The following is a 25,004-nucleotide window of genomic DNA, read 5'->3' as shown; positions in this document are numbered from 1 at the left end:
CACTTATTATACAACAAAAAAAGCGAGCCCTTCCTCGATAAAAATCGAAGAAAGGCTCGCTTAATTTAAACAATATAGACTTTTTCAGTGGCCTCGTATTGTACAGGGGCATTTACATGTTTTATTCGTAAAAAGACTGACTTCATACAATTAACTGCTGAGAAGTGTAAAATACCTCAAACTACCTTAAGCGGCGTTTTCTCTAAAGACTTTTTTTATGACCGAAATAATGAAATCGAGGTCTTCATCCGTGCACGATAGCGGCGGGCTCAGTGTCAGAATATTGTTATAGCCAGCAACAGTATCGCCATTCCGCCCGATGATGAGGCCGTTCCCCTTACATTCTCCGATAATCTTTGCGACACGCGCATTGGAGGCAGGCATTTTTGTTTCTTTGTTTTCAACAAGTTCGATACCTAATAGGAAACCGAGACCTCGGATATCGCCAACATACGGATGGTCTTTCAAGCTCGCCAACTCTTTTTGGAGACGCTTACCAAGCTCAGCTGACTGTTCGACGAGGTTTTCTTTCTCTATGATTTCAAGATTTTTCAACGCAACAGCACAAGCAGCTGGGTTCCCACCAAATGTATTGATATGACGGAAATGGCTGTTTTCCTCTCCCGTATCAAATTTTTCATAAATATCTTTGCGGATAGCCGTAACCGACAACGGTAAATAGGCACTAGTCAACCCTTTTGCCATCGTAATGATGTCCGGCTTCAAATTGAAATGCTGATGGCCGAATGCTTTCCCTGTTCGTCCGAATCCGCAAATGACTTCGTCGATAATGAGCAATACGCCATGGCGATTACAAATTTCTTGTACTTTTTCGAGATAAACCGGATGCGGAATGAGGATGCCTCCCCCCGTAATAAGCGGTTCCATAATGATGCCGGCAATCGTATCTTTCTGCTCCCAAATGATTTTTTCCTCAAACTCTTGAGCACGTTGTATATTGTGTTCTTCGACTGACTGCCCTGCTGGTCTACGGTAATTATCCGGAGGTGCAATGTGGAGGAAGCCCGGCGCAAGCGGTTCATATTTAAATTTGCGGACAGCTTGCCCTGTCGCAGCCAATGCACCCATTGAATTTCCATGGTACGCACGGTATCGCGAGATAAATTTGTAGCGTGACGGCTCCCCATTTTGCTGATGATATTGACGAGCAAGTTTGAACGCAACTTCATTCGCGTCGGATCCTGAGTTCGAATAAAAAATCTTATAATCATCACCGAGCATTTCATTCAACTTTTCGGCAAGCAAGATTGCAGGCTCGTGGCTTTGCGTCATCGGAACATATGCTATTTTTTTCATTTGTTCATATGCTACTTCTGCCAACTCATCACGCCCGTACCCTACGTTCACACACCAGAGTCCGGACATAGCATCAAGATAACGATTGCCATTATGATCAGTAATCCATGCTCCTTCTCCACTCTTTACGACCATCGGTGGATTTTTATCGTTGTAAGCGGAAATATGATGCCAAACGTTGTCTCTATCCTTTTCAACCAATGATTTCATTTCCTCTTTAGTTGTTGTCATTTCCTCATCTCCCTTTCCTACTTAATATGAATGCCGTGCTGTTAACATTTTCTTACGTGTGTAAAACTCGATTCCATCGCGACCATTTGTATGCAAGTCCCCATAGAATGATTTTTTGTACCCGGAGAACGGGAAGAATGCCATTGGTGCTGGTACTCCAAGGTTCACGCCCAGCATACCCGCATCGATTTCCTCCCTGAACTGACGAATTGACCTCGCGCTGTCCGTAAATAGACAAGCTCCATTTGCGAACTCTGATTTGTTAGCAAACTCGATTGCTTCGTCTAATGTGTCAACTCTGACAACGGAAAGTACAGGTGAGAAAATCTCTTCTTTCCATATTTTCATTTCTTGTGTTACATGATCAAATATTGTCGGTCCTACGAAATATCCACCTTCAGAATGTGACTTGTCTTTTCGTCCGTCACGCAAAAGTTTTGCCCCTTCTTCAATGCCTGACTCAATATAGCTGAGCGTCTTATCTTTATGCGAATCTCTAATAACCGGTCCAAGGAAAATCCCTTCTTCCAACCCATTACCGATTGTAAGCTTGTTCGACTCATCTACTAATCTTTCAACCAATTCATCCGCAATGTCGCCAACTGCAACGACAACTGCACATGCCATGCATCGTTCCCCTGCAGATCCGAAAGCAGCGTTAATTATATTCGTGACCGATAAATCCATATCCGCATCCGGCATGACAATCGTGTGGTTTTTTGCACCCGATAGTGCTTGAACTCTCTTACCGTTCGCAGTACCTGTTTTATACACGTACTCTGCCACTGGCTGTGAGCCCACGAACGATACCGCTGGAATATCTGGATGGTTCAAAATACCATTTACAATATCATGTGCACCGTGCACAACGTTGAACACACCTTTCGGCAGACCCGCTTCCTGCAGCAACTCTGCAAGACGATTGGCTAGAAGTGGGGTCCGCTCCGACGGTTTAAGAATGAAGGTATTTCCACTCGCAATTGCCAGAGGGAACATCCAGCAAGGTACCATCATCGGGAAGTTGAACGGTGTAATTCCTCCGATAACCCCTATTGGATAGCGATACATGCCCGATTCAATATTTGTTGCAATGTCCGGAAGCTGACTGCCCATCATTAATGACGGGGCTCCTGCTGCGAACTCGACACACTCGATTCCGCGCAGCACTTCACCGTAAGCTTCATTGTAGTTTTTACCGTTTTCCACTGTAATAAGCTTTGCAAGCTCCTCCCAGTGTTCAATTAACAATTGCTGATATTTGAATAGAATCCGGGAACGTTGAGGAACTGCCACCTTTTTCCAAGATTTAAATGCTTTTTTCGCCGCATCAACCGCTTTGTCCAAATCTTCTAATGTTGACATTGGGACTTCTGCTAGGATTTCTCCTGTCGCAGGGTTCGGTACTTCTTCATATTTATCCGTAGTTGATTTTACCCATTGTCCATTAATAAAATTTGAAAGTGTTTTCTTTCCTATTGCTATTACACTCATTTTCATTCCTCCTATTTTAGTTCACTTGCTAGTTAACGCTATTTCCGATAGACTTCATAGTATACTTTACAAATTATTCAGACTATTGTCATTTTACATTATGTAAATTTATAACACTTTTATTTTAACGTTGTGGAGGTAACCCTGAATATGATAGAAATTAAACTAACTGTTCGTGATGTCCTTTCCCGGGATTCCTTCAAGGCAGCGAAGGTCGTTGCAGGAAAAGATGGGTTGAACCGGCAAGTTAAATGGTCACACGTCTTAGAAATAAAAGAATTCGATTCGTTAATAAACGGTGGAGAGATGATTCTTACAACAGGAGTCGGTCTACAACTCGATCTTCCGACCCAACTAAAGTATGTTAAGAAACTAATTGAAAAAGACGTTGCGTGTATTTGTATAGAAATGGGCTCTTATTTTAAAGAAATCCCTTCTGAAATCATCATATTAGCAAACAAAAAAAATTTCCCAATAATTATATTTGAGAAGACTGTCAAATTTGTCGATATAACCCAAGATCTTCACACCTTTATTATTAATAAACATCACCAAATGCTTTCACAGCTCGACACACTGTCAAGGAAATTCAATGCGCTATCCCTTACTCCCAACGGCATTTTAAAAATCCTACAAGAATTGCATCAATTTTTTCGACAGAGTGTCTTATTCATAACCGATGATGCGAAACCTTACTATTACCCAGCTGATATTAGGGAATTGGAAATATCCATACGGGACTATATAGAGAGGTCTCCGTTGGTCAATACGGATCAGAAACTAATTACGCTCGATGATGAAACATTCGCCCTAATGCCTGTCATAGGACTCGGTCATATTTGTGGACATTTGTGCTTACAAGTGAAGCACCCACTGCCCAATGAATTTTCCTTCCTCGTATTAGACCGTGCTGCAGTTGCCGTCGCACAGGTTTTTTTACGAAATCGAACAATTGAAGAACGCAAACAGAACAAGGAAGATGAATTCGTCAGAAATTTAATGAATGGGAGAGATTTTGAACAGGACGATATCCAAATTTACTTGCCACCCACAAGTCGTAATATGTATTTCAGAATCTTTGTAATTCAAATAGATATACCAGAGAAAAACTTCGGTGAGGAAGATTGGGAGGAAATAAAACTACAAAGATCGATGATGCTTCGATCCATCTTTAAACGATTCGGCTTTTTTCCCGCAGTTTCATCTAACAAAAATGAAATTTCAATCATTGCTTCTTTCATCTCCACCGAACACCTAAAAAATGAGATTGATCGATTTTCACAAGTCATACAAAGAATTAGTGAAATGAAGGATAACAGCTTCATTGATGGTAGCAGATGTATTTTCGGAGTAAGTATGGTTTACAAAGATATTCCAGATATTAACAGAGGGTATGAAGAAGCGGGTAAAGTTCTAAACCTTCATAAATCTGAAATAGCTGAATCAAATTTCTATGAAGACTTGGGAATTTATAGACTTCTTCTATTATTAAAGAAAAGCGACTACCTTGAAAGATACATTCAAGATTGCTTGGCAACCATATTCGACTACGATCGGAAGATGGAGAGCAATCTCCTTGAAACACTCCGTGTATATCTTGAATGCCGCGGTTCGAAAAAAGATACCGCAGATCGCCTATTCATTGTTAGGCAAACATTGTACCACCGACTTGAAAAACTAGAAACGCTTCTTGGGGAAGGTTTCATGGCTCCATCAAATCGTCTCGCGCTTGAAGTCGCCATAATGGGTTACCAGCTTTTGAAAGATAAGTATCCTATAGAGAGTAAAACCGGTATTGCTCACTAGAAGAAAACTAGTTTTATATTTCATCCATCCCGTTCAATGTGCAACGCCGATGATTTTGTCCTATCATGCATTCGATTAACAATGTGTAACATCCGGTATCCCACAAAAAATTAAAAGAGGCTCATTTCAAGTTAGAAATGAGCCTCTTACTATTTATCCAGCTACTTTTTCAGAGAACTGACTGTTATAAAAATCTACGTAGAAACCATTTTCCTCTAATCTGAATGTGTTCCTTACTCAATCACTCTTCCTTGATTCATCACAAGAATTAAATCGGCATAGTTAATGGTTGAGAGACGATGAGCAATAACAAAGCTAGTACGTACTTCCATCAATCGATTCATCTCCTGTTGAATAAAGATTTCGGTGCGCGTGTCCACACTCGATGTGCTTCATCCAAAATCATAATCGGTGGATCTGCTAGAACCTTCGAGCAATTGTCAGAAGCTGCTTTTGTCCTTGTGAGATGTTCAAACCTTCTTCATTTAAGATTGTTTCATAACCATCTGGAAGTGTCCAAATGAAATGATCGGCATGCGCCGTGCGAGAAACACGCTCTGAAACGTTGACTTACAATTAGGTTATCCTGCCCATAATGAACACTCATATCCTCTAATTTTCTTATGTATTCCCTGTTCATTAATTGGCCGTTAATACCCTCATTTATCTTCATTCTTAGTTCTGCTAGGTCTACTGTAAAATAAACTGGTAGTCCACAAGGGATATCTCGTCCAGGAGTAATGCTTGCAATAAAGTCAGCTTTGTCAATAACTCGACCACTAGCTGTTTCTGCAGCTTCAACTGTGACTGTTGTCTTACCTAAAGGAAAATATGAGCCCGTCCGTACGGGTAAATCGATACGAGGGATTGGTTGATTTAGATGGTCTCTAATAAGACCATATCCCGTTATTCCTAGAGGATCTATAACACGAATAAAATGGATATGAGGATTACAAGGATAAGAAAAAAGGGCTTTCCTTTTTAACCGGAAAAGCCCTTGTTGATTTTCATATTACACTTATCGACCATGTTCTCCCAAATCTATTCAACCTTCTTAATTAGCCGAAGAATCTGGAAAGTAACGATTTTTTAAACGGGTTGACATGATTTCTAAAACAATCGCTAGAACAAGGATCATATAGGTGATGAATCCAACTTCTCTCAAATCGAAGTAAAAACCTGATGCCATGAAGAGTTCAAATCCGATCCCACCTGCACCAGCTGCTGCTCCCATTGCAACTGCTACGGCAAAGTTGATTTCAAACCGTAGGAAAGTCCAAGATAACAAATAAGTGAAGGTCGACGGCAAGACTGCATGTGTCACTATATGCCACCAATTGGCCCCGGTTGCACGCAGCGCCTCTAGTATTCCCTGATCAACTTCCTCAAAAGACTCTGAAAATGCTTTCACTAAATAGGCAATCGAGTGGAATAGCATCCCGAGGACCGCTGCTTCACTTCCTAAACCAGCTGCAATCGCAAAGATTAACACCCATAACACGGTAGGAACAGCACGTATAAAGGCAACCACGATTCGAATCGTTTTTGATACCCATTCTTTAGAAAGGTTAGTTGCTGCCATCAAGGCTAAAAAAAATGCAATGACTGCACCTAGAATCGTTGCCAGAAAAGCTAAACCGAGCGTAATGCCGACTTGGTAGAAAGCTTCTCCCCAACTAAAATGACTAAGAGTAGGTTCCAGGAACATCGTTTTCAAGTTATAAACGGTGGCAGGAAAAGCTTCCCCTAAATCCAGCCCCGTATAGTCGAAGAAGATAAAGGCCATGATCGTGAGTGCAGTAAGTACCGTCAGCGTCCCGCTCATCACGCGTTCCACTTTGTTGCCTGATTTAATAGTGATTCGGCCATCATGTGTCCTTTTTATGTACGTTGTTGCTTCCATTATAGAATCACCTTCCGAATATGGTTTGAAATAAGTTCGATCATTATCACGGCGATGACGATACTAAATGTAACAAGTGCGACAGCGTTATAGTTAAGCGTTTTGTAATACAAATCGAATGAGAATCCAATTCCTGTACCTGTTAAGATTCCTACTAATGTTGCATTTCTAATATTCGTTTCAATCATAAACAATATCCAACTAATCATCTGTGGCAAACATTGAGGAATGACCGCTTTATAGACAATTTGAAAGTATGTAGCACCCGTAGCTCTTAATGCTTCAACTGCGCTCAGGCTTGCTTCATCTATGGATTCTATAAACGCTCTAGTTAAGAATCCGACGGAACCGACGAATAATGCTAGATACCCTGTCACTGAATTTTGTCCAAAAGAAAGCAACAAAATTAAAGCCCATGCAACCACTGGAATATTCCTTGAAACAGACGCGATAAAACGGGCAAAGACACCCATTACACCGTTTGTTCCTGTGGTTTTAGATCCCATTAAGCCCAAAAAGATAGAGACAACTGTCGCTGTAGTAGTAGCAGCAATGGACATCAGGATGGTCTCAATTAATTTTTCCAATATCGTCGGTAATTTTTCGAGTGATTCCTGTGTAATATACAAATTGGAAAAAATCCATACGATCGCTTCGGGTAATGTGGCAATTCCATGAAGGATATTAAAGCCTGTTATGTTTGCTGATAAATACGTCAATACGATAATAATGACAGAAAAAATTATCGTCTGCTTTTTACGTTGGTTTCGCATCACTTTTTCATTCATTTGGTTTTGCTCCTCACACCGTAATTAACTCTCTAGTCTCTCTATTCTCTGTCCCATAAATAATGTCAATATTATCAGTCGTAAGCCTGTGACTCGGTCCATCAAATACGACTTCACCTTTTTTCAAACCAATAATCCTATCTGAATAGCTACGTGCAATTTCTACTTGATGCAAGTTTACGATGCAAGTAATATTGAGCTCCAACGTAATGGATTTTAAATGGTCCATTATAACTTTAGAAGCGTTCGGATCAAGCGAAGCAATCGGCTCATCACACAAAATGATTTTCGGCTCCTGGATAAGCGAACGCGCAATACCAACGCGTTGCTGCTGCCCCCCACTTAACTGATCGCAACGTTTATACGCATGTTCTTCTATGCCTAATTTCTTTAGCAGGAAAAATGCACGTTCTTTCTCCAATTCCGTAAATTTCCCTAATACACCTTGGAGCGTTGTTTTATAACCAAGACGCCCGTGCAGTACATTTTCAATAACGGATAAACGTGGTACTAGGTTATAATGCTGAAAGATCATGCCTATGTTCGTGCGTAATAATCGCAAATCCTTTTTATTCAAATTACCTACGTCGAAATGATCAAAATGAACTTTACCTTCATCGATTTCAACCATTCGATTGATGCAGCGCAAGAGTGTAGATTTCCCAGCACCAGATGGACCAATGATTGAAACGAATTCTCCAGCCTCCACCTTAAAACTAACGTTTTTTAATACTTTCGTTCCCGAATTGTATGTTTTACCGAGTTCTTCAACTGTTAATAAGGACAATGTTTATCGGCTCCTTTTTTAGCATATTTACAAACTTAAAGCATGCATGTTAAGAAATGCATGCTCTAATTTTTCACTTTGGCAGTTGATTCTATTAGTTTGATAGCTCACGGATTGGATCGAACCATGCGTCTTCCACTAATGAAAATCTTTCCTGGTCTGATTTGAAGAACAATCCTGACTCTCCTGAATCTTTCGGGACAAAGATTTTTTCATTATTTGCAATGTCATCTGAAGTGAATAATTCTTGCAGGAGATCATAATCTTCTTGTCCCAGAACATCTGTATTAGCAACGAATGGTGCGTTTAATACTGGAGTTACACCCATCAATGTAAATTCACTGCCAGTCACCGTGTTAAAAGGCTCAGCTGCATCCTCTTTAACTTTATAGACTGAACCTACCTTGTTTGTATCGCCTTCAACAACTTCCACATAGTTTTCAACACATGTGTCACAGAATGCAGCAACCTCCGCAGTTCCACTCAATAAATTAACCGCAGAACCTTGATGAGAATTACCGAATAATACTTGAGAGAAAAGGGTTCCGCCTTCCATTAAATCTTCCTGACTTAAATCTTCAAAGCCTGACTTTTCCGCATAGTGTCCGATAATCGTTGATGCTGGTACAACAAACCCTGATGTTGAGCTGTTTGATACGAATGACATCTTTTTCCCTTCAATCGTATCGAGTGAAAATTCGTCGTCCATCTTGAAATTTTCTTGATCGTCCACATTTACAGCTAACCAGCTGTGATACATTGCGTCATCTAAGGTACCTGAAGCGCCAGTAGGAACAACTAAAGGTTTGATTACTTCGTTGCCTTCCTTCGCTTCGATATAACCTTGTGCTCCCATAAATGCTAGATCTGCATTGTTGTTTACTAATGTTTCGATAGCGATTGCATAATCAGTCGTTAACTGATGCTCTACATCTTTACCTGTAGCTTCTGTAATAACTCTGCCAATTTCTTCACGTGAAGATTTCATGTCTGTACCGGATTCATTGGGATACCAAACGATTTTGATAACATCATCCACTTCTGTTTTTCCTGCCCCTGCAGTTCCTTCCGAACACGCAGACAACATTAAAGCTGCTACTAAAGACATTGTGATCACAGACAAATTTTTCTTCATTATTTTTACTCCCCTTTTCGCTAAGTAGAATGGCAGTGCAAGGTATTTAATCAGTTTCATTGAATCATATATCCTATACGCAGAGTGTATATTTACACGATTATCATAGACTCTTAACGTTGTTTACAACTTTCCGGAGGTTGGAGGGGCTTACAATGTCCCCGACTTTAACCGCCGCTCCAAATGAACCGTGATAATCTGATCCGCCCGTCATCACTAGGTTATATTTTTCTGCAAAAGCTTCAACCCGATGATGGTCCTCCACTGTATGATCCATATGATTCCGTTCAATTCCGCTTAATCCGACTTCAACAAGTTCCGGAATAATGTCATAGGAATCAAGCTGACCTGGATGAGCCACGACAGCAACTCCCCCGTCTGCTTTAATCGCCCAGACCGCATCGAATGCATCGATGTAGCGAATATCCCCTGAAGCAACGCCATCTCCTTTAAACAAGCTGTTATATAATCGCTTATAATCAGGTGAAGTATAGGCTGCTTCCGTCAAAGACTTCATAATATGTTGTTTGTAAATCGTCTTGGACGGCTTCGCATGTTCGATAATCGCTTCTAAATCCAACTCATATCCTGCGGCTTGAATCTTCTCGATTTGCCACAGTGAATGTTCCTGTCTCCGTTTTAGCAGTGGCTCGCATATAGACTTCATGTGCACTGCATTTGAATGGAAATTATACCCGAGCAGATGTACTTTACGGTCTCTCTTAAAGTCATACGCTGAAATTTCAATCCCCGGAACAAGTTCAATTCCATATTTTTCACCGAGCATATTAAGTTCAACTAATCCTTCGACAGTATCATGATCAACAAAACTAAGTTGAGTCACTCCATTATCACGAGCCTGCTTAATCACCGCTTCAGCACAATCAGAACCATCTGAGTAGCGACTATGGACATGCAAATCAGCTCTCATAAACAGCTGTTTCTTTTGCGGTTGTTAGCTGCCTTGTCTGCATATCGAACACCTTGTCGCAAAGTCCTTCCATGAATTCGATATCATGGAAAATGCCAACCAATGTTGTCCCAGTGTTTTTCAATTTCTCGATGATTTGACGGACTTTCTCTTTCGATTGTTGATCCAAACTTGCAGTAGGTTCATCAAGTAATAATAACCGTGGTTTTTTCACTGTCGCCATAGCGATATTCAAGCGTAATTTTTCACCGCCAGAAAATGTATTGGGATAGCTGTCCCATAACTTCGAATCGAGTTCAAAATGAGTTAGTGCTCTTTCTGTTTCCACTCGTGCAACTTCCTCTGACTCACCCATTTCTAGCAATGCATTTGTCACGAGCTGCCTGCAGGTTGTTCTCGGCATCACATTCAAAAACTGTGACACATAGCCAATTTCATATTTGCGCAAATACAGCATTTGTCTTTCCGTCACTTTTGCCAAATCAATGATTCCAAATCGGCCTGAGTCGTAAAGTAGCTTTCCTGTATCCGGAAGATACGTACGGTAAATACTTTTCAGAATGGTGGATTTCCCGCTGCCGCTTTTACCTACAATGCCAATAAATTCCCCTGCATCCAATGTGAAATTTATATGTTCAACTGCGGGCATCGTTTTGCTTAAATGATGAATAGTAAATCGCTTGCCAAAATCAGTTATTTCCAGCATCGCCATCTCACTGCCTCCTCGGTCTACTATTTCGTTCGGTAATTAGTCGTGGTGATCAACGCACCATTTACCATTGTTGCAGTCAGCATCGGGTACCCGTCATCCATTCTTTCAATAACAAGGATGTCGGCCTTCTTCCCTACTTTTATCGAACCCAATTCATCATCCATGCGTACTGCTTTTGCTGGATTAAGGGTGACCATCATAAACATTTTGTGTAAATCATTGCCGTGTTTATCATGCAGATCGAATATGGCATGCAATAGTGCTGCCGGATAATAGTCACTGCAAAGAATATCCACACAATCGTGTCCAATGGCTTCCGCAGCTGATAAATTTCCGGAGTGAGAACCACCAAGCAGCACATTTGGAGCTCCAGCAATTGTATATAAACCAAGCTCCTTTGCTTTTAGTGCCACATCAAGCGTGATGGGGAATTCACTGATTGTAGTTCCAAATGTTTTCACTAGATCCAATTTTTTCATGTTGTCATCGTCGTGCGAAGCTATCGCAATGCCTTTAGCTAAAGCGATGTCAGCCACTTCTTTGATTTTTTCTATCGTTAAAAACTCTGTACTCTGACGTTCCGCAATTATTACGTTCACAGCGTCATCCGAGATATTGCGGTATCCTTTTAATGTTTCCCGGTAGACTTCCAAGTTACGATATTGCCCTTGTCCTGGTGTATGGTCCATAAATGATAGCAAATGCACTTTGTCGTCTTCGATATTTTTAACAAGACGATCAACTTCATCAATATTGTCAATTTCAAAACGTGCATGTAAACGGTGGCGAATGAGATGTAGCTCATGATGGGTAGCGTCAATGGCATCTACCATACGCTGGATATTCTGCGGATTTCTCATTGGTTTGTGCGTAAAAACATCTTCTCGGTAAAAAGAAAGGGAATGGAACATCGTCGTTATCCCATGACTAATTAATATTTTTTCTGCCTCTCTTAAGCTGATGTTGAAATCCATCATGCTAGTCGGACGAGGGGAGGCAATAGTTTCGATATAATCGGAATGGATATCAATAAACCCAGGGGAAATGTACCCACCCCGCGCATCGATCAACTGTGCATCCCCGAAATGTACTATATCTTTTTGAGGAATAATCTCTTGAATAGTTTCTCCTTCAATAACAACAGCGTATCCATCAAGTATTGCTTCTTCTGTTATGATTTTTCCATTATGAATAATGTACACAGTGGCCGTTCCTCCTATAATAATGAGTAGACTAATTGCTGCGTATACTCATGTTGTGGATCTTCCAAGATCTGATCAGTTAAACCTTCTTCAATGATTGCGCCATTCAGCATGACAACAGTACGGTCTGCGAGCATTCGAATAACTGCCAAATCATGAGACACAACGAGCATGCTGATACCTAATTCTCTTTGAATGGTTTTTATTAAATCCAAAACATTTGCTTGTACCGACAAATCCAATCCGGTTGTTACTTCATCCAAAAACAAAACTGGCGGATTATTGGACAGCGCCTTAGCAATTTGAACCCGCTGCTGCATCCCTCCAGAAAAATTCTGGGGCTCTTCTTTCATGCGATGTAAGGGGATATGTACACTTTCTAACAGCTTTTTGCTCGTAGCTTCCATATCAGCTACATTGCGGTTGCCAGCTGCAATCTGTTTTTCTGCAATATTCCCGACAGAAGAAAAGTTCATTTTCAACCCATGCACCGGATTTTGATAAACCATGCCATAACTATGATTGCGGATGTAACGTTTTTGCTGTGACGATAAGTCGAAAACATTCTTGCCTTCGAGTTTTGGGTCTTTAATATATGCTTCGCCAGATGAGACCTCTGCATCGAAATACAAACATTGCATCAGCGTGGATTTACCACTTCCGCTTTCCCCGACAATTCCTAAAATTTCTCCTGGATATAAATCCAATGAAATATCTTGGCAAGCATATACGGTTCCGCAGTTTGTACAGTAGTTTTTCTCTAATTGCCGATTATCCATTTGTCCACATTCACGGCAACCCGGACCAAATTGCTTCCGTAAGTTCCTTACTTGCAATACCGGTTCCTCATGCATAGCTGCCTTCCACCTCAGCTTTCTCTTTCTCATTCACGTTCTCGTTCATCCGTTCCATACAGTAACTAGTATCGTTGCATTGATAGATCGTTTCTCCGGTTGTGTGATCAATCAGTTCATCCAGAAATACATCCGCCCCGCTGCATAAGTGACAATGCATACCTTCAAACGATTCCACTGTAAATGGATAATCATCAAATGCCAGTGACTCTACATTTGTATAAGGTGGAACGGCATAGATTTTCTTTTCCCTTCCTGCACCGAGCAGGATTAAGGCATCAGATTGGTGTATTTTCGGGTTATCAAATCTTGGAATCGGACTAGGTGCCATTACATAACGATGATTAACGTATACAGGGTGATCCGCAGCAGTCGCAGTTTTCCCATATTTCATAATCTGTTCGAATAATATTAACCACGCACCACTATAGTCATATTCTGAATGCATTCTTTTCGTTATATATTCTCTTGCTTCCACTCCACGAAGTGGTTCTGGCGTCGGAACTTGCAAGACAATAATTTGTTCTTTTGTTAAAGCAATTTCCGGTATCCGGTGTCTTGATTGAATAATGTCCGCATCTTCCGTGCGATCTGTAAGTTCAACGCCCGTGGTTTCATGAACTAGTTTTTTGATGCTGACAGCATTAACGGACTCGTCTGCGCCTTGATCAATGACTTTCAGTACATCGGACTTACCTATAATAGAAAGGGTGATTTGCAATCCACCTGTTCCCCATCCGCGAGCAATTGGCATTTCTCTCGAAGCAAATGGCACTTGATAGCCTGGTATTGCTACAGCTTTCATGATGGCACGACGAATTTCTTTTTTTGAACCTTCGTCAAAGAATGCAAAATGCGTCTCAGCTTTCATTTTTCTGCACTCCTTTCTTCACTTGACGGATACTGTCCAATTTTGATTGGAATGTTACATAATGCGGTAATTTTAAATGGGAAATGAAGCCAGTAGATTCAACAGAATCAATGTGCAACAATACGAATTCTTCATCATGCGTTGGAAAATCGGAATTTGTATGCTCCAGACATTGGTCCAAGATACTCATCGCAATCGCTTTCGTTTCGTTTTGGCCATAACAAATGCCATAACCGATTTCAAACTCCAGTTCATCTTCGTTATTTTCATTTTTCACTTTTACTGGAACAAAAGATTCCACTTCAGTCACTTTTATTTCTCCGATATAGAACTCATCTTCAGCGCCATGCTCAACTTCGTTTGGATGCTCTACGTAAATAGGTACAGAACCTACTCGTACTTCACCGACTGTCGGATGGACTTGCCCGTATCCTCTTAACGAGGCATATCCTAGAGATGTGACAGCCCCTGTTTGTCCGCGTGTCAATACTTGCAATCTAGCACTGCGGCTTGTCGGGAAATCCAAATTTTGTTTTGTAATATCTATTGGAGGTGTATTGTCCGCCTCGTATACTTCAAACAAGCCTTCTTCACGTAAATGCTCTACTACTTTTGGGAAGTACTTTAATTCTTTGAAGGGTTCGATATGTTGTAATTCTTGCTTATAATTTTGTAGCCATTGCTGATTTTCTGTTGGGTTTTCTTCTATCAGGTTAAAATCCAGTAATCTATGAGTGTAGTCGTATGTCGGACCTAACAACTGTCCTCCTGGAATATCTTTGAAACTTGCTGAAATGCGTCGCTCGACCAGCATGGTTTCTGCTTCAACTGTCTGACTATAATAATTACGCGGTAATGTGGAACGATGCGCACGCATCAAGAAAACGGCTTCTTCCATGCTTCCTTCCGCTTGCTTAATAGACAATGCTGCCAGGTAAGGTGAATACAAGCTGCTTTCAGACATCACTTGGTCTACCATGCCTCGCATGGTAGACCTGATCGTATTGATCGCAATTATTTCTTGGCCTTTTAAACGTTCGTACTTTAATCTTTTTATAGAAGCTTCAATTGCCTCAGTACCGCCTTTTACCGGAACATACCCCATTTAGTTCACCCCCATAAGTTTTACTGAGGTTGTCCTAGGAACGCAGACAATTTGTGATGCTTCATCTGCAAAGATCAAATCAATACCTATCGGATATTCCTTTGTCCGTTCATTTCTGGCTTGCCATAGAGCTGTGCTAAAGCTCGTATGAAGCTGTGCTGTGTGTTGAACCCCCGGTCCGGTTAAAGTCAGTTCACCATTATTTGATAGAAGTGAACTTTCAATAATCCATGTTGATGATTGCTGGGGATCAATAAGATTGCCATCTTTACATTGTTCTAACGCCTGTTGGATTGTTGCTTCTGTATCTTCACGCAACACAATGACAAAGTCCGCTTTGTCAATCGGGGCAAATCTAGCTAATGTATAATCTGAAATTTTTTCTATTAAGTCATGCTGATTGTCTGAAAGGATATGGAATGTAACCTCCGCATCCAGTAGTGTCATCGCACTCAGCAGTGTTGCGTCATAACAAGGAAGATTGTAATCTACACTTTCAACATTTTTTTGGATGGACGAAATTGTGCCTGGTCGCGACATACTATGCAATATTTTTCTATAAACCTGCTGCAAATCATGTACTTGATCAATAGCCATACTATCTCTCCTGTTAATTTAGTTTGTTTGCATTGTCTTAAACTTCCATTGTTTCAAAACGGACTTTCGTTTCAAAAAGTTCCGCTTGCTCTTTCGCTCGCTGTTTTATAATATTGTGTTCCTCTTCTATCAGCTCCGCTTTCCATCCTGCGGTTTCCGGTAAGTTAGCTTTATAGGCTGCATCAATAATTGCTAAATGTTTGGCAAGTTCATCTTGCATACCTACAACAATGCCGATACCGATACGTTTCTCAATTTCTACTTTTGCTTCAGTCACGAGGACTTCCCCGATATAGAATAAGGAATTCTTTGCAGATTCACGCATCTTAATCATTGTTAATCCATATTGTGGAGCAACAATTTCTCGACACTCATAACTATCGACAATCGTTTTTGCAAAGCTTCGAGCCAAACTGCAATCACCTTGAATGAGAATCTCGGTTCTTCTGCGTCTTTTCATATTCGATGCATCCTCCTTTACAAAACCATCGTAACTTGTCGCCAAGTTCTAGTGTTTTACATAACCGTTAAGAAATTGTAAACCTTCTTTACAATCCGACAAATAAAAAACAGGTAAAGGAGTTTTGACCCTTTACCTGTTCGTTCGTTAATCCATCGTTAAATCATATTTAAACTTATCGCTGCGGTACAATATTTTCGTATGTTCCAGTACTTTTCCCGAGGTTACATCTATGCAATCACTTTCCACAACAATGAGGGGTACCATGCTTTTGCAGGATAACAATTGCTGCTCGTAGGAAGTAGGGAACGTTATACTTAACATGCTTTTTCTACTCGAAAATTTCGAGTAACCGAGCTTTCGGTAATAGGCAAACATCGACTCTATTTCAGGACCGTCTTCCATGATTTCAGGTAACATCGCTACACTTACAAAAGAATTATGTATTGCTATCGGCTCATCATTGATATAACGCAATCTTCCAATTTTATAAACATCATCGTCTTCTTTAGCGTTTAAACTTTGATATATTTGTTCGCTGAAACGAATTTTTTCGCAGTATATATTATGTGTTTTTAAATCGTATCCTGATTGCTTCATCTTATCTGTAAAGCTCGTTTTACCAGTCAGATTCAAGTGAATTTGAATCGATTCTTCTTTTAAATAACGCCCCTTACCTTGCTTCGAATAAATGTATCCCCGTTCATCTAACTTGGTAAGTGCATTCCTTACCGTCATTCTTGGTACCCGGTATTTTTCTGCAAGTTCATTTTCAGAAGGAAGTTTCTCCCCGTATTTGAACGTCTTTGAAACGATTTGATGCATGATATCATCAACGATTTGAGTTTCCTTATCTGCTGAAATAAAAAGCATCTCCCTTCAATTTATTGGTGCCTCTGGAGCAAACAATCACGAAAGTTTACACACTTATATGTAAATGTCTCTACTCTCGCTACATTCAAAATACCATAATAATATGATTCATAATAATAAACCACTAAATACCATAAGGGGGTAGCGTCAGGTTTTTTACAATTTACAACGTTAAGGATACAAATACTGTTATATCAAGGTCTGTGAGGATTGTATCAATAGGGTCTAATCTGTTGAGATGGGGGTCAATATTACGTGAAACAAGGCTTGTTAGTGCCTCGTATAACTTGTCTCAAAACACTTATCGTTGCTAAGTCGACAATTTTTACTACCTGGAACAGTTTAACGTTGTAAAACCGCATTTTCCTGACTGCACCTTTTCTAGGTCATTTAGTGAGAGGAGAGGTTCAGTTGTTTTGGTGTTCAAGTATCCGGACAAGTCCTGTAAAAGCAATTGATTGATCGTTAAAAAGAAGCGTTCAATTTTCCCTCTGCCTCTTGGGACACCTACAGCAGAGAATACAAGGTTGATTTTCAAATCAATGGCTACTTGCTCTAAATGATTCGATGTAAAATCACTGCCATGGTCCGTAAAAAAAGGATACCACAGATGGTCCAATCTGGATGGCTCTTTCGCCAAATCGCTTGGCAGGGCTAAAGCCGTTTGAATGGTAGATGGTGCTTGAAAGGTTAAAAAATATCCAGCAACTGCTCGACTGTACTCATCCAAAATAATCGTTAGCCATTGCCGTTCTGCTTGTCCCTTTTCCCCCAAAAAAACGCCCGATATTAAATACATTCAGAAACAATTGGGGCATCGTAGTTATCAAATTACAGCCGATGTATACTCTCACGTATCTAAAAAAATGAAAAAGAAAAACATCGAACAAGTCAACTCACGACTGAACGATGTTTTCAAATAATTATTTTAGACTTTTTTCGGGGTGAAATGGGGGTAGATTCGATACCAACAAAGTTATTGGACTCCTACACCCCAACAAAACACCCTTTAAACACAGTTATATCAAGCTTAATACATTTTCAAATATTGTTCGCGTTCCCATGGGTGTACAGATGTTCTGATTATGTTTCTATACTAAATAGGAAGTAATGGAGCGTTTTGAGTCTATTAAAACAGGGGTTTTATTATAATAAGTACTATGAAAAACTATAAGGAATTATTAATTCGTGGTAACTTCGTGGTAACATTTGTTGGTCACTCGTGGTAGTAGTTTCTCCAATTAACTGAATTGAAACTAAACTTTAGTACATCCTTACTTGTTCTTAATTAGAGCATCATGTCACCCATGAGTCTTTTCCTTTGTAACATGTTTAACGAAAGTGCATTCAAGCTTATTAAAGCGCGGTATACAAGCGTTTTCGCTGGATTTGATTAGTAATATTTCCACTCAGGATAATGGCTTTTAACGGGGTTATTTTACCCAGCCTTTATGGATCTTTTTTATTGCTGTTTCCGTATAAGGTTTGATCTATTGAGTCCTACTCACGTTAATCGTGATACTCTGCAAATTGTAGTATTAAAAGCCTTAAAATCCTTGTTAACACAGGGTTTTTGGGCTTTTTTCTTTTTTCTGTATTGCAGGATATTGCACAATTTTTTTCGGTACGTTTCTATCTAATTTGGATCATGTATATCCCTAAACAAATAGTGCTTATATCACATCATGCCGCCCATCACTCAACGTTATTAATAGGAAGGAATACTACTTGGAATCCCTCGAGAATTAAGGCTTTTACATTCTTACTGTTCAAATCCTTAAATAGAATAATAAAAAAAGTAGTCACGGTTATTTGAATGTAAATCTTAACAGCAATTCCAATTCATACTGATGTCAATGACCTTTAGAAATTAATCATTATAAAAATGAAAACAAGGACTAATTACCAATTAATGACTAGTTATATCATCTTTTTCAAGATATTCTTCTAGTATAATAAATAAATGTGAATTCGAAAAAACAAATCTCCTAGCATTGTGAATTAACTAGGAGTTTGTTCATCGATTATAATAACTTAAATTAGTTTATTCATTTTCTCAAATTGTAATTCTTCTCTTACTTCCCCATTATCAACAACATAAATATAAACATACGTTTCAATCCCCAAATAATCATCGTAACAAATAGTACTTAAAAGATCGGACAAAGAATCCGTGACGATAATAAATCGGGTTTCATCTGTTACACCTTCACTCGTAAAGTCAACAAGACCAAATGCTTTTCTTTTTATTACGTTGAGTCTTCCGTTTTGATACTCGTATTCTTTTACCATCTGGAACATATCATCTGGAACTACTCGACCCGTAATTTGATCTGTAGGTTCTAATGTTAGTTGAACAATCCGCTTAATTGGTTGTAATTGAATGCTTCGTTCTCTTTCGATATCATCTAACCGCTCACGACTACGTTCTTCTAAATCCTCGATTTGCGTATATGTTTGATTTATTAAAGCACTGTTTTTGTTTTCAAAATTGTTCTGTTCATAATTTAGAATACGATCTTGAAGGGTCAACATTTGTTCATCAAATGATTTCCGTAAATAAACACTCTTTTTATTTACGTAATCATCTCTCTTCATTTGCACGCCTTGTAATAGCTTCCGAGCTTGCATAATGGCTTCTCTCTTGAATGAAGTATCTTCGTCACTGTTTGTGTCGATAACCTCAATTGAATTATTAAATAGGCAATATGGGTCGACCTGAATCCATTCCCCTGATTCACGTTTTCCAAGTAGCATGAGAGAGCGTTCTAACTCCCTGCCTGTCCCGTCCACAATACTTACTTGATTTAATTCAACTGCAATTTGTTCACTTACATTTGCCTTTACATGACAGTTAGGAATGGCTACTTGTTGAGTCTCAGATCCACCCAGTTCTAATGCTAGTTTAAACAATGGATGGTCATTTTGTAATAATGGGGTTTCCTCTGACTCTTTCTGTGGCTTTAGCGCAAAACGTATGGATTCATCTGCTTTTAATAGGAAACGGCGCTTTTTGGCCAATTCACGGTAATTTTTAGGTAAACGATCAATACGTCCTACCGCTCCGTCACTAGATATATGGAGACGAACTCTTGTATCTTCAAACTGATTGACCACAAATTCTCCATACACTCTTGAAGGCAAGCTATTTATAGAAAGTTCTTGGTAGGCTCTTCGCATCCCCGGCAGGTCAAAGCTTTGTTCGTCCATTCTCTCCTGCTTCGCCATATTGAGTAAACGTTCGTGTTCTTCTGATAGCGTTTTTTCCATTCGAGCAACTAAATCATCCAAATGCTCACGTCCACTAATTGCCTGCTCCATCAAATCTGAAAGATCAACGCCTTGTTCCTTTAAAACTTCCCCAATAAAATCATAAACCGACTCTTGTCCTAAATCATTTCGCATCTGCTCCATCTTCTCAAGAAGACGAACTAACACATCACCTTCTCGCGTATTCGATGCAACTAAGTTAAAAACAAATACCTCGTTTTTCTGACCAATACGGTGAATACGCCCCATCCTCTGTTCAAGCCTATTTGGATTCCAAGGAATATCATAGTTAATCATTTGATTACAGAACTGAAGGTTTATCGATTCTCCACCAGCATCGGTAGCAAGCATCACTTGTAAGTCATTTCGAAACTTTTCAACCTCTATACGTCGCTGATCCATTGAGAAATTACCTATAATCTTTGCTACTTCCGGCACATGAGCAAGCAATTTGTTCTCTAAATAGTGGAGCGTATCTTTCGATTCAGTGAAAATTAATATCTTTTCGCCTTTTGCTAACAAGCCATTAGGTCCAAAAAGGGTCCCTTCAAGCTCTATATATTTACGTTCTACATCTTGTTGACGGATGCTACCCGCTTTATCAATTAAGTTGCTTAGAACATCAATTTCGAGCTGTAGCTCAACTAAATCAAGTGTTTCTGTTTCACCTTCTAATTGCAATTCCAACTCTTCTTGATCGTCCGCAGCAATATCCTCAAAATCATCTATATCTATTTGTTGGATTTGTTGCTGATTATATAGAAGATTCTCAAGCCGCTCTTTTCTACGTACAAGTGACAGGTATATAGCATCTAATGAAGAGCTTAACCTCCGCTGGAGAATCATCATCGCAAATGCTACATTTGGCTTGTTATTCTGTTTGGCCCGGTTAAAGTGTTCCCGAACATATTCAGTAACCTCTTCATACAGTTCTTGTTCTTCTATACTTAGTTCAAATGAAAGAGTTTTTGTTGTCCGCTTAGGAAAGAGCGGTGTTCCGTCAAAATTGACCATTGTTTCCTTCAAGCGCCGTATAATAAACGGATTACTCTTTTCATACATAGACTCTCCGCTGTTTAAACGAGAGAAAATATCATGATCTACTAGACTCATTAAATGACGGAAATTTTCTTTATCCCCTTTATGCGGAGTTGCCGTTAATAATAAACAGTGTTCAGTATGTCTTAATAACGCTTCACCAAGTTGGTACATTTTTGTACGCTGAATCCTTTTCTTCTTTACACCATGAGTATATGCAGCCATTTTATGAGCCTCATCCACAATGACAAGATCGAAATGGGATTTTATTATCAGGGATTTAATTTCTTCTCGTGATGCCCAGTAAACAGAAGCAATTATTTTATCATATGATTCGAAAGGGTTAACTTCGTTGGAGCTGTTTAAAAGAGTACGAGTAACAATTGTGAAATCCTCACCAAACTTTTCTTTTAATTCCTCCTGCCATTGTTTAAGCACAAGGGGAGGAACTAGGATGAGAATCCGCTCTGCACTTTGTCTAGCTAACAGTTCACGAATGAGCATTCCAGACATAATGGTTTTACCCGCTCCCGGATCATCCGCTAACAAGTAACGTACCTGTGGTGATTGCAGCATGCGGCTATAGACTGCTTCGATTTGATGTGGTAACGGAATAATCTTTTTATTGCCTCTAGCCCTCGATTGTGAGTAACGCTCGTCCGTCTTTAATACGTGATATTGTAAATAATGTTGCAGCCGCTCCGGATTAAAATGGGCATCTTCTTGTTGGATTTTTTCTAATTGGTCCAGTTGATACTGTTCTAAGTAACTGTCGTAGTACTTATTCGTTTGTCGACCGATAGACTCAACCAAGTAAAGTCCGTCATCGATTAACTCACAATTCTTTATTTCAACAATTTCTGGCCAAAATGGGCCTTTAATTATTTCGCCAATTTTTAACATCTTTAAAGCCCCCTATATCCTAAAAAACCTGCCAAGCTTGTTAACAAGGCAGGTTTCAATCCATTAGTACAATGCTTCATACATACGAATTGTAAATATTTCTTCTTTATAAAACTCATTTTTCTTATCCAATACGGTTTCTATTTTCAAGGTACATACTTGACCCATTAAGTAATATGTTTCTGATAGTGTAAAGATTAGTTGCTCCGACCGCTGATGGTTTTCTCCTGTTAAGTTAAATGTAAAGACACCTTCGTTCGAAACACGTTCATTTTCTATATAAAAAGCCGCTTTGATTTGACGAGGTAAGTAATCACTTGAAATACTTTCTTCTTGATAAAAAGTAACAGGAATACGATAATTCGTAATTACCTTGTCTAACATAGCTACACTAATATCCACTAATTCAGCACGCTCAGTACGGCGATAATCAATAAGCGGGACAATAACCTCTTGAGGCATCGCGCCTCCATGAATGAATTGTAATCCACCGCCACCTATAAAACGGTTAAGTCCTTTTGCTATTACGACTTCTGTATCAATTAATGGTGATTGACCTTCATTTAACTTGACCGCTCCATCTGGAACCTGAAGTTCTTTACCAATCGCAAATCGACGATTACTATCGATAACTGTCCCTTTTACTGCTTCAATCTTTACATCAGCTTCTACTTTCGGATATTGGAATAAGAATCCGTGATCAGCTGTTATTAAGATCCTTTTTGCCTGTAATCGTGACAAACGATCAACGGCTAATTCTAAGTCAGTTATCGCTTTTTCAGCAGCGGAGTATGTTTCACGCTCCGATTTTCTCGAGTCCCCAGTAGCATCAATTACATCATGATAAAGATAAACAAGACGTTTACCTTTAAATTTTTCTTCAGACACTAAGCGGGACCAATCAGAAAATTCGTCTAAACGGTAAGCTACCGCATCAGGATGGGCTTTTTGTAAAATTTTCGTTCGGTTAGCAATTCCGTTTGTAGGTTCTCCATCGGCATAGACTACTTTGTTTTCAGCTACAGTCAAAGTACGATGTGGAAGTAAAGAGGACATGCCTAACTGTGTATACGTTGGTAAGCTCGCTAGCATAGAGGATACACTTGCTTCTCCATTAATCCGTCCGTTTAACCTCTCTGTAAGTTCATTTCCAACCTCATAGCGGAGTGCGTCCGAAATTATTACGAATACTCTAGTCGACTCCTTCTCTAAAATCGGCTGAATCGTATTCTTAAAGAATCCCTTTTGCATAGGGACTTTTGAATGTTGGACATTCGAAAGAATAAAATTAGTTTCATCAGCTAACTTTCGTAAATAAATATTCTCATACCAATTAGTAAGGAGTTCAGCTAATGGCTCCATAAGTTCTCTTTGTTCAAGTCCAGTATAAGAATGCATAAAACGACGATAGGATTGATCAATTAAATAAAGATTCGTAGCATATTGATCGTATAACTCCTGACGGGTATCATATTGGTTTAAATATGTCTTGTATTCAGTTAAGCGAACTGCTTCGAATAGTGTACGATAAAGTCCGGCTATTTTAGGTTTGCTTCCCCAGTAAGTACTTAAACGTAAGGAAATTCTTTCCTTCGAAGCTACCAAATCAGTTGTCTTATGCTGTAATTCCTCAGTCAGCTTTTCAATAAGTAGTAGGTCAATTATTGGAAATGTGAACACTTTGTCAAACTGTACTACAGACTTTTCCTGTAAGTGATAGCGGAGATTAATTTCATTTTCCATTTCTTTTATGTAGGTCTCTAGTATTTCAACTTCATCTGTCTTACTACGAAACCAGTCATCAATAAACAATGCACAAATATTTGCACGGAAAGTAGGATACTTATCACCTAATGATTTAATCTCAAGTGTTGAGTCTCTAGAAAAGTGAGAATACAGCAGGTGTTCAATTAGATATCGTAATTTCCGCTGTTCTTCTGATAGACGCAACCCAAAATACTGCCCTAACAATTCCCACATGCGATTAGTGGAGAATAATTTATTTATTTTTTTATAAACGTCATTACTGTTTTCTTCGAGGCCTGAAAGCAATAAATGTTTTGTAACAAGAGAAATATTCGCCACAGGAGCGTTTGTTAGCACCGCAAGAATTCCGTATTCAATCTCTTCTTCTTTTGGAGAATGAGAGATTACTTTCTTTAGCTTCTCTCTCCGTTCCTTACTATTAAAAAAGTTCGGATAACGATTAACGATAGAACGTAAAATAACATCTTTTACGGTTAACTGTTCTGCCCATATGGCGATCTGGTCAGCCTTGAATTCCGTTCCATACAAAAGGATATCTAATAAAAAGTTTTCTTCATCTGATGGCCTTGAAAATGGAGCATACAACAAATATGACTCATCTGGATGTTCTATCTCTATTTCAATTTTCATCTTAAAAAAGTTATTATCGGTTAACTCGCGTACAATTACTTGTTCTTCGGCTAATGATTTCTCTAAAGACGCTAAAGTTTCTTGTCCAGAAGAGTCATACCAAAAAACAACTGCGCGTTCTTTCTTATTTTTTTCTTCACGAATCCGTTCGAGAACCATTTCTATAGCATCCATTTTTACACCTCAGTTGGCTACTCTCTATAAATTATTCGATATTAATGATATCTACATTTTACCAAATCTAAAGTGTTTTGCCGAGTAATCAAAAAAGACCCACCGTAATCTGTATCGAAAAACCGCATCGGTGGGTACTTCTTATTTGATATAAAGTTA

General features: G+C 39.3%; 19 protein-coding genes and 2 pseudogenes. 2 read left to right on the top strand and 19 right to left on the bottom strand.

From position 1 onward, the window contains the following. Positions 1–186: 186 nt before the first annotated feature. Together C8K15_RS17350 and C8K15_RS17345 are read right to left on the bottom strand one after the other, a co-directional pair. Entirely contained in the window at positions 187–1,548 is a 1,362-nt protein-coding gene (locus C8K15_RS17350) for an aspartate aminotransferase family protein (RefSeq protein ID WP_108587686.1), read from the bottom strand. A 21-nt stretch (positions 1,549–1,569) separates the two neighbouring features. Further along, positions 1,570–3,039 (bottom strand): CoA-acylating methylmalonate-semialdehyde dehydrogenase, encoded by a 1,470-nt coding sequence (locus C8K15_RS17345; RefSeq protein WP_108587685.1) that lies wholly within the window; start codon positions 3,037–3,039, stop codon positions 1,570–1,572. A 150-nt stretch (positions 3,040–3,189) separates the two neighbouring features. Here C8K15_RS17345 and C8K15_RS17340 point away from each other — a divergent pair, with 150 nt between their 5' ends. Next, a complete protein-coding gene (locus C8K15_RS17340) occupies positions 3,190–4,845 on the top strand; it encodes a PucR family transcriptional regulator (RefSeq protein WP_108587684.1) in 1,656 nt (551 codons plus the stop codon). A 153-nt stretch (positions 4,846–4,998) separates the two neighbouring features. Here C8K15_RS17340 and C8K15_RS17335 read toward each other — a convergent pair. Next, a pseudogene (locus tag C8K15_RS17335) lies at positions 4,999–5,394 on the bottom strand (ATP-binding cassette domain-containing protein); the annotation flags it as partial. A gap of 191 nt (positions 5,395–5,585) precedes the next feature. Here C8K15_RS17335 and C8K15_RS21220 point away from each other — a divergent pair. Then, entirely contained in the window at positions 5,586–5,720 is a 135-nt protein-coding gene (locus tag C8K15_RS21220) for a hypothetical protein (RefSeq protein ID WP_255421143.1), read from the top strand. Between the two features lie 179 nt (positions 5,721–5,899). Here C8K15_RS21220 and C8K15_RS17330 read toward each other — a convergent pair whose 3' ends face one another. From C8K15_RS17330 to pglZ, 16 genes and pseudogenes are all read right to left on the bottom strand, one after another. Continuing rightward, entirely contained in the window at positions 5,900–6,748 is an 849-nt protein-coding gene (locus tag C8K15_RS17330) for an ABC transporter permease subunit (RefSeq protein ID WP_108587683.1), read from the bottom strand. Further along, positions 6,748–7,536, bottom strand: a complete 789-nt coding sequence (phnE, locus tag C8K15_RS17325) for a phosphonate ABC transporter, permease protein PhnE (RefSeq protein ID WP_108587682.1) — start codon at positions 7,534–7,536, stop codon at positions 6,748–6,750. Before phnE ends, C8K15_RS17330 begins: the two co-directional genes overlap by 1 nt. Before the next feature lie 13 nt (positions 7,537–7,549). Then, a complete protein-coding gene (phnC, locus tag C8K15_RS17320; RefSeq protein WP_108587681.1) occupies positions 7,550–8,323 on the bottom strand; it encodes a phosphonate ABC transporter ATP-binding protein in 774 nt (257 codons plus the stop codon). A gap of 94 nt (positions 8,324–8,417) precedes the next feature. Continuing rightward, on the bottom strand, positions 8,418–9,458 hold the full coding sequence (locus C8K15_RS17315) for a PhnD/SsuA/transferrin family substrate-binding protein (protein WP_108587680.1): 1,041 nt from the start codon (positions 9,456–9,458) through the stop codon (positions 8,418–8,420). A gap of 103 nt (positions 9,459–9,561) precedes the next feature. Beyond that, on the bottom strand, positions 9,562–10,389 hold the full coding sequence (locus C8K15_RS17310; RefSeq protein ID WP_108587679.1) for a PHP domain-containing protein: 828 nt from the start codon (positions 10,387–10,389) through the stop codon (positions 9,562–9,564). Further along, positions 10,379–11,101: a phosphonate C-P lyase system protein PhnL gene (phnL, locus tag C8K15_RS17305; RefSeq protein WP_108587678.1), complete on the bottom strand. Its 723-nt coding sequence runs from the start codon at positions 11,099–11,101 to the stop codon at positions 10,379–10,381. Before phnL ends, C8K15_RS17310 begins: the two co-directional genes overlap by 11 nt. Positions 11,102–11,121: 20 nt before the next feature. Next, positions 11,122–12,303, bottom strand: a complete 1,182-nt coding sequence (phnM, locus tag C8K15_RS17300; RefSeq protein WP_108587677.1) for a phosphonate metabolism protein PhnM — start codon at positions 12,301–12,303, stop codon at positions 11,122–11,124. A gap of 14 nt (positions 12,304–12,317) precedes the next feature. Then, positions 12,318–13,157 carry an ATP-binding cassette domain-containing protein gene (locus C8K15_RS17295; protein WP_108587676.1) on the bottom strand — a complete coding sequence of 280 codons (840 nt, stop codon included), beginning with the start codon at positions 13,155–13,157 and terminating at the stop codon, positions 12,318–12,320. Further along, on the bottom strand, positions 13,150–14,028 hold the full coding sequence (locus tag C8K15_RS17290) for an alpha-D-ribose 1-methylphosphonate 5-phosphate C-P-lyase PhnJ (protein WP_108587675.1): 879 nt from the start codon (positions 14,026–14,028) through the stop codon (positions 13,150–13,152). Before C8K15_RS17290 ends, C8K15_RS17295 begins: the two co-directional genes overlap by 8 nt. Next, positions 14,018–15,133, bottom strand: a complete 1,116-nt coding sequence (locus C8K15_RS17285; protein WP_108587674.1) for a carbon-phosphorus lyase complex subunit PhnI — start codon at positions 15,131–15,133, stop codon at positions 14,018–14,020. The genes C8K15_RS17290 and C8K15_RS17285 overlap by 11 nt, the downstream gene beginning before the upstream one ends. Continuing rightward, complete coding sequence (gene phnH, locus C8K15_RS17280) at positions 15,134–15,730, bottom strand: phosphonate C-P lyase system protein PhnH (RefSeq protein ID WP_108587673.1); 597 nt, start codon at positions 15,728–15,730, stop codon at positions 15,134–15,136. A 37-nt stretch (positions 15,731–15,767) separates the two neighbouring features. Then, positions 15,768–16,190, bottom strand: a complete 423-nt coding sequence (gene phnG, locus C8K15_RS17275) for a phosphonate C-P lyase system protein PhnG (protein WP_108587672.1) — start codon at positions 16,188–16,190, stop codon at positions 15,768–15,770. A 147-nt stretch (positions 16,191–16,337) separates the two neighbouring features. After that, positions 16,338–17,063, bottom strand: coding sequence for a GntR family transcriptional regulator (locus C8K15_RS17270; RefSeq protein ID WP_108587671.1), 726 nt, complete (start codon positions 17,061–17,063; stop codon positions 16,338–16,340). Between the two features lie 409 nt (positions 17,064–17,472). Further along, positions 17,473–17,856: pseudogene (locus tag C8K15_RS17265) on the bottom strand (DDE-type integrase/transposase/recombinase); the annotation flags it as partial. 1,241 nt (positions 17,857–19,097) lie between these two features. Continuing rightward, a complete protein-coding gene (locus C8K15_RS17260) occupies positions 19,098–22,274 on the bottom strand; it encodes a DEAD/DEAH box helicase (RefSeq protein ID WP_108587669.1) in 3,177 nt (1,058 codons plus the stop codon). A gap of 63 nt (positions 22,275–22,337) precedes the next feature. Next, a complete protein-coding gene (gene pglZ, locus C8K15_RS17255; RefSeq protein ID WP_108587668.1) occupies positions 22,338–24,845 on the bottom strand; it encodes a BREX-1 system phosphatase PglZ type A in 2,508 nt (835 codons plus the stop codon). Between the last annotated feature and the right edge of the window lie 159 nt (positions 24,846–25,004).

The sequence above is a fragment of the Paenisporosarcina sp. OV554 genome (assembly GCF_003058165.1).
Taxonomy (GTDB): domain Bacteria; phylum Bacillota; class Bacilli; order Bacillales_A; family Planococcaceae; genus Paenisporosarcina.
Note: the sequence above shows the minus strand (reverse complement) of the source record. Positions and strands in the feature narration are given on the sequence as shown.

Bases quoted from the DNA above. Each gene is read 5' to 3' on its own strand.
- C8K15_RS17350 (WP_108587686.1), bottom strand. From the start codon at position 1,548: ATGACAACAACTAAAGAGGAAATGAAATCATTGGTTGAAAAGGATAGA.
- C8K15_RS17345 (WP_108587685.1), bottom strand. From the start codon at position 3,039: ATGAGTGTAATAGCAATAGGAAAGAAAACACTTTCAAATTTTATTAAT.
- C8K15_RS17340 (WP_108587684.1), top strand. From the start codon at position 3,190: ATGATAGAAATTAAACTAACTGTTCGTGATGTCCTTTCCCGGGATTCC.
- C8K15_RS21220 (WP_255421143.1), top strand. From the start codon at position 5,586: ATGCTTGCAATAAAGTCAGCTTTGTCAATAACTCGACCACTAGCTGTT.
- C8K15_RS17330 (WP_108587683.1), bottom strand. From the start codon at position 6,748: ATGGAAGCAACAACGTACATAAAAAGGACACATGATGGCCGAATCACT.
- phnE (WP_108587682.1), bottom strand. From the start codon at position 7,536: ATGAATGAAAAAGTGATGCGAAACCAACGTAAAAAGCAGACGATAATT.
- C8K15_RS17315 (WP_108587680.1), bottom strand. From the start codon at position 9,458: ATGAAGAAAAATTTGTCTGTGATCACAATGTCTTTAGTAGCAGCTTTA.
- C8K15_RS17310 (WP_108587679.1), bottom strand. From the start codon at position 10,389: ATGAGAGCTGATTTGCATGTCCATAGTCGCTACTCAGATGGTTCTGAT.
- phnL (WP_108587678.1), bottom strand. From the start codon at position 11,101: ATGGCGATGCTGGAAATAACTGATTTTGGCAAGCGATTTACTATTCAT.
- C8K15_RS17295 (WP_108587676.1), bottom strand. From the start codon at position 13,157: ATGCATGAGGAACCGGTATTGCAAGTAAGGAACTTACGGAAGCAATTT.
- C8K15_RS17290 (WP_108587675.1), bottom strand. From the start codon at position 14,028: ATGAAAGCTGAGACGCATTTTGCATTCTTTGACGAAGGTTCAAAAAAA.
- C8K15_RS17285 (WP_108587674.1), bottom strand. From the start codon at position 15,133: ATGGGGTATGTTCCGGTAAAAGGCGGTACTGAGGCAATTGAAGCTTCT.
- phnH (WP_108587673.1), bottom strand. From the start codon at position 15,730: ATGGCTATTGATCAAGTACATGATTTGCAGCAGGTTTATAGAAAAATA.
- phnG (WP_108587672.1), bottom strand. From the start codon at position 16,190: ATGAAAAGACGCAGAAGAACCGAGATTCTCATTCAAGGTGATTGCAGT.
- C8K15_RS17270 (WP_108587671.1), bottom strand. From the start codon at position 17,063: ATGCTTTTTATTTCAGCAGATAAGGAAACTCAAATCGTTGATGATATC.
- C8K15_RS17260 (WP_108587669.1), bottom strand. From the start codon at position 22,274: ATGTTAAAAATTGGCGAAATAATTAAAGGCCCATTTTGGCCAGAAATT.
- pglZ (WP_108587668.1), bottom strand. From the start codon at position 24,845: ATGGATGCTATAGAAATGGTTCTCGAACGGATTCGTGAAGAAAAAAAT.